We start from the raw sequence: 4,604 nt of genomic DNA on the forward strand, positions 1-4,604 counted from the left end.
TCTGCATGGCAATTTCCTTAGTCACTTCTGGGGGAGGATGGTACGAATGTCTTTTTCTTAACCGATTGAGGGAAAATTGTCACGCCCTTCACGGAGAGAGTCCTATTTTTACCTATTGAGAATTGCAGAATTCACTCTCTTCGACCCGGCGAGGATTCCGGTTTTTCTCCCATCTTGTCATGATCTTATGACAATTGTCAGATTTTTCTGAAAATTCTGATTTGCCGCTTGTGAGCTTTTTCTCTTATCCGTTGAAATCACAATTGTTTTTAGAAGCGTGTTTTTGGCATGCCGATTGCTTTTGAATTCCCAGCAATCCCGTTTCATTAAAAAGAAGTTCTCAGCCTTGGCCGCATGACTCCGTAGGGGAGACAGGCGGCATGGACGCAAAGGACCGGCGGATGTCTTTGAGGCAAAGATGCAAACCGGCTGTCCGCAACGCATCCGGGTTGAGAAAGCTCCTTTTTCTTTTTCCGGCCGCACAGACGGCCGCACCATCAGCCATGGAGAAAAGCCCATGCCGTATCCTCGAAAACGCGTCTGGATTGTGGGCGGCATAATCCTTGCGGCGTGCGTTGTTCTGGCGGGCGCGGGGGTGGCCTACACTTCCGGCACGGAATTCTGCCTGTCATGTCACGAGATGCGCGTTTACCAGGATGAGCTCAAGCTCTCGTCCCACGCCAAGGACGCCCAGGGCAAAGACATTTCCTGTTCGCAGTGCCATATCCCCTCGGGCAATCTGGCGCGCATGCTGGGCGCCAAGGCCTGGCTGGGACTCAAGGACCTCTGGGTGCACAACCTGGACGGCGGCGAGGATCTGGACCGGGCCGGAATGCAGCCCGTGGCCCGGCGCTTTACGGACGACGCCAATTGCCGCGCCTGTCATCAGGATCTGAGCAAAAACGCCAAGAACGACGGCCCTGTTTCTAAGGAAGGCCAGCTGGCTCACGACAATTACCTGGGCAAAAACGGCCGGGCGCGTAGCGGCTGCGTGGGCTGCCATCAGAATCTCGCCCATCTGCCCGTTTTTGACGAGCGCATTCCCCATAACCAGAAGTTCGCACAGAAACTCAAGGAGAGCCGGTCATGAACTACTGTAAAATACTGCTCTTTTCCCTGCTCGCAGTGATTGTGCTGGTGGGCGGCTATTTTCTGTACATGGCCTGGGCTTTCCCCGCTGTGCGCTGCGAGGCGGCCAAGCATCTGGATGCGCCGCAGATGGCGGGCGACTGTTACGCCTGCCATGCCAAGGCCACCCCGCGCGTGGCCCAGGAATGGTATGAGAGCAAGCACGGCGTCACCCTGGTGCGCTGTCAGACCTGCCACGGCATGCCCGACGGCAAGGGCTCGCTGCCGTTTACCCGCGTGCCCGGCGTGGAAGTCTGCGCCCGCTGCCATTCCCTGTCCATCGGACGCATGGAAGCCAAATTCGGCCAGCGCAATGATTGCAGCACCTGTCACCCGCACCATCAGAGCGCCATGCACGGCGGCGCCTACCAGTACCGCCTGCCCAGCGCCAAGACGGATTTGTAATGCCCGCGGACCATATAAGGATCGGCATACCGGACACGCCAGCAACAACGAGGTTGAACATATGAATGCTTCCCGTCGTGAATTTTTACGCTGTTTTGCCATGTCTGCCGCCGTGGCCGCGGCTTCGGGCACGGGTCTCGCGGGCCTGGCCCAGGCTGCGGACGACAACCGGCCGGATAAATGGGTCAAGGGCGTCTGTCGCTATTGCGGCACGGGCTGCGGCGTCATGGTCGGCGTCAAAAACGGCAAAGCCGTCGCCATCCAGGGCGATCCCAACAACCACAACGCCGGATTGCTCTGTCTCAAGGGCTCCATGCTCATCCCGGTGCTCAATTCCAGGGAGCGCGTGACCCAGCCCATGCTGCGCCGCCAGAAAGGCGGCAGGCTGGAACCCGTCAGCTGGGACGAGGCCCTGGATCTGATGGCCAGGAAGTTCCGCGCCAGCATCGATACCTACGGCCCCAATTCCGTGGCCTGGTACGGATCGGGCCAGTGTCTGACCGAAGAAACCTATGTGGCCAACAAGATTTTCAAGGGCGGTTTCGGCACCAACAATGTGGACGGCAACCCGCGCCTGTGCATGGCCTCGGCCGTGGGCGGCTATCTGACCAGTTTCGGTAAGGACGAGCCCATGGGCACCTATGCCGACATCGACCATGCCTCCTGTTTCTTCATCATCGGTTCCAACACCTCGGAAGCCCACCCCGTGCTCTTCCGGCGCATTGCCCGCCGCAAGCAGATGGAGCCGGGGGTCAAAATCATCGTGGCCGACCCGCGCCGCACCAATACCTCGCGTATCGCGGACCTGCACATTGCCTTCCGGCCGGGAACGGACCTGGCGCTCATGCACAGCATGGCCTGGGTGATCATCAATGAGGAGCTGGACAATCCCCGCTTCTGGCAGCGCTACGTCAACTTCATGGGCGTGGACGGCAAACCCTCGGATTTTGAGGGCTACAAGGCCTTTCTGGAGAACTTCCGGCCGGAAAAGGCCGCGGAAATCTGCCGCATCCCGGTGGAGCAGATCTACGCGGCGGCCCGCGCCTTTGCCGAATCCCCGGCGACCATGAGCCTCTGGTGCATGGGCATCAACCAGCGGGTGCAGGGGGTTTTCGCCAACAACCTGATCCACAATCTGCATCTGCTCACGGGCCAGATCTGCCGCCCCGGCGCCACGCCTTTCTCGCTCACGGGCCAGCCCAATGCCTGCGGCGGCGTGCGCGACGGCGGCGCATTGTCCCATCTGCTGCCCGCCGGGCGGATGGTGGCCAATCCCAAGCACCGGGCCGAAATGGAACAGCTCTGGGGCCTGCCGGAAGGGCGCATCGCGCCCAAGCCCGGCTACCACACCGTGGCCCTGTTCGAAGCCTTGGGCAGGGGCGATGTGAAGTGCATGCTCATCTGTGAGACCAATCCGGCCCAGACCCTGCCGAATCTGAACAAGTTCCACAAGGCCATGTCCAATCCGGAATCCTTCATTGTCTGCATCGAGGCCTTCCCGGACGCCGTGACCCTGCAATTCGCGGATCTGGTTCTGGCCCCGGCCTTCTGGTGCGAACGCGACGGCGTCTACGGCTGCGGCGAACGACGCTACTCCCTGACCGAAAAGGCCGTGGAGCCGCCGGCCCAGTGCCGTCCGACCGTGAACACCCTGGTGGAATTCGCCAAACGCGCGGGCGTGGACCCCAAGCTGGTGAACTTCAGGAACGCCGAGGACGTCTGGAACGAATGGCGCATGGTTTCCAAGGGCACCACCTATGACTTCTCGGGCATGACCCGCGACCGTCTGCGCAAGGAATCGGGCCTGATCTGGCCCTGCCCCGGCGAAGACCATCCGGGCACCAATCTGCGCTACGTGCGGGGTCAGGATCCCAATGTGCCCGCCGACCATCCCGACCGGTTCTTCTTCTACGGCAAACCGGACGGCAAGGCCGTGATCTGGATGCGGCCCTACAAGGGCGCGGCCGAGGAGCCGGATGCGGAATATCCGCTCTACCTGACCTCCATGCGGGTCATCGACCACTGGCACACCGCCACCATGACCGGCAAGGTGCCGGAACTGCAGAAAGCCAATCCGGCGGCCTATGTGGAAATCAATCCCCAGGACGCGGAAAAGGCGGGCATCAGGCAGGACGACACGGTCATCGTGGAAACCCGGCGCGCCGCCATGGAGCTGCCGGCCAGAGTCAGCGACGTCTGCCGTCCCGGCCTGATCGCCGTGCCGTTCTTTGATCCCAAGAAGCTGGTCAACAAGTTCTTCCTGGACGCCTTTGATCCGGCCTCGCAGGAACCGGAGTACAAAATCTGCGCGGCGCGGATTCGCAAAGCCTGAGGGCACTATTCCCAGAGCAATTTCACTTTGAAATTACTCTGACGCCGCACACGGTGCGGCGCGTCGCGACGAGGCGTGGATTCCGGCGAAGCGACCGAAGGCAGCCCGAGGGCCTGCCCCGTTAGCGGCAACGGAGACATACGGGGATCGACAGCAACGATAACCGCATTTTTCGCCGGAATGCCGACTTTGAAATTTGTAAAATTTCAAAGTTAATCTGCTCTAGGAGGTATTTGATGGCTATCGCGGGTATAGTGCTCAGCGTGACGGAAGGGCGTCTGCCGGAAACACGCGAGGCCTTGCGGGCCTTTCCCGGCATTGTGGACGTTCAGGGTCTGGAGGACGATTCCAGGCTGGCGGCGGTGCTGGAAAGCCCGTCCCGACGTCTGCAGGCCGATCTGGAAAGCCTGAGCGGCCTCAGACATGTACAGCAACTGGACGTGGCCTATGTGAACTATGAGGAAGACCTGGACGGGCAGGGCCATATGGCCTGTCCGCCGCATTGCGCGCGCGGGCCCCGGCGCTGCGTGAGCGTGCCGGAGGGAGAGCCTTCGTGAGTCTGTTCCGCCCGCCGCTGCGCCCGCCGGGCGCGGCGGCGGAAAAGGATTTTACACGGCTGTGCGTGCGCTGCGGCCAGTGCGTCGAAGTCTGCCCGCACCAGTGTCTTGAACTGATGGGCGGCTTCGGGCGTGAACGGCGCACCCCGCGCGTGACGCCGCGCCGCGCGCCGTGCCGGCTG

General features: G+C 61.4%; 6 protein-coding genes. 5 read left to right on the forward strand and 1 reads right to left on the reverse strand.

From position 1 onward, the window contains the following. Positions 1-177: 177 nt before the first annotated feature. Entirely contained in the window at positions 178-519 is a 342-nt protein-coding gene (locus tag KH208_RS15205; RefSeq protein WP_291437703.1) for a hypothetical protein, read from the reverse strand. On the opposite strand from KH208_RS15205, the gene KH208_RS15210 reads away from it, so the two are divergent. From KH208_RS15210 to KH208_RS15230, 5 genes are all read left to right on the forward strand, one after another. Continuing rightward, positions 518-1,090: a NapC/NirT family cytochrome c gene (locus KH208_RS15210; protein ID WP_008684421.1), complete on the forward strand. Its 573-nt coding sequence runs from the start codon at positions 518-520 to the stop codon at positions 1,088-1,090. The genes KH208_RS15205 and KH208_RS15210 overlap by 2 nt on opposite strands. After that, positions 1,087-1,533 carry a hypothetical protein gene (locus KH208_RS15215; RefSeq protein ID WP_291437705.1) on the forward strand — a complete coding sequence of 149 codons (447 nt, stop codon included), beginning with the start codon at positions 1,087-1,089 and terminating at the stop codon, positions 1,531-1,533. Before KH208_RS15210 ends, KH208_RS15215 begins: the two co-directional genes overlap by 4 nt. A 61-nt stretch (positions 1,534-1,594) precedes the next feature. Beyond that, complete coding sequence (locus tag KH208_RS15220) at positions 1,595-3,865, forward strand: nitrate reductase (protein ID WP_291437707.1); 2,271 nt, start codon at positions 1,595-1,597, stop codon at positions 3,863-3,865. Positions 3,866-4,101: 236 nt separating this feature from the next. Next, positions 4,102-4,422, forward strand: a complete 321-nt coding sequence (locus KH208_RS15225) for a chaperone NapD (RefSeq protein WP_291437708.1) — start codon at positions 4,102-4,104, stop codon at positions 4,420-4,422. Beyond that, positions 4,419-4,604 (forward strand): 4Fe-4S binding protein (locus KH208_RS15230; protein WP_291437709.1); only part of this gene is annotated, 186 nt, incomplete at its 3' end. The genes KH208_RS15225 and KH208_RS15230, both read left to right, overlap by 4 nt.

It is taken from the genome of Desulfovibrio sp., assembly GCF_018379785.1.
Taxonomy (GTDB): Bacteria; Desulfobacterota; Desulfovibrionia; order Desulfovibrionales; family Desulfovibrionaceae; genus Desulfovibrio.

Excerpts from the sequence above, each read along its gene's own strand:
- KH208_RS15225 (WP_291437708.1), top strand. The coding sequence starts at position 4,102 with ATGGCTATCGCGGGTATAGTGCTCAGCGTGACGGAAGGGCGTCTGCCG.
- KH208_RS15205 (WP_291437703.1), bottom strand. The coding sequence starts at position 519 with ATGGGCTTTTCTCCATGGCTGATGGTGCGGCCGTCTGTGCGGCCGGAA.
- KH208_RS15210 (WP_008684421.1), top strand. The coding sequence starts at position 518 with ATGCCGTATCCTCGAAAACGCGTCTGGATTGTGGGCGGCATAATCCTT.
- KH208_RS15220 (WP_291437707.1), top strand. The coding sequence starts at position 1,595 with ATGAATGCTTCCCGTCGTGAATTTTTACGCTGTTTTGCCATGTCTGCC.
- KH208_RS15215 (WP_291437705.1), top strand. The coding sequence starts at position 1,087 with ATGAACTACTGTAAAATACTGCTCTTTTCCCTGCTCGCAGTGATTGTG.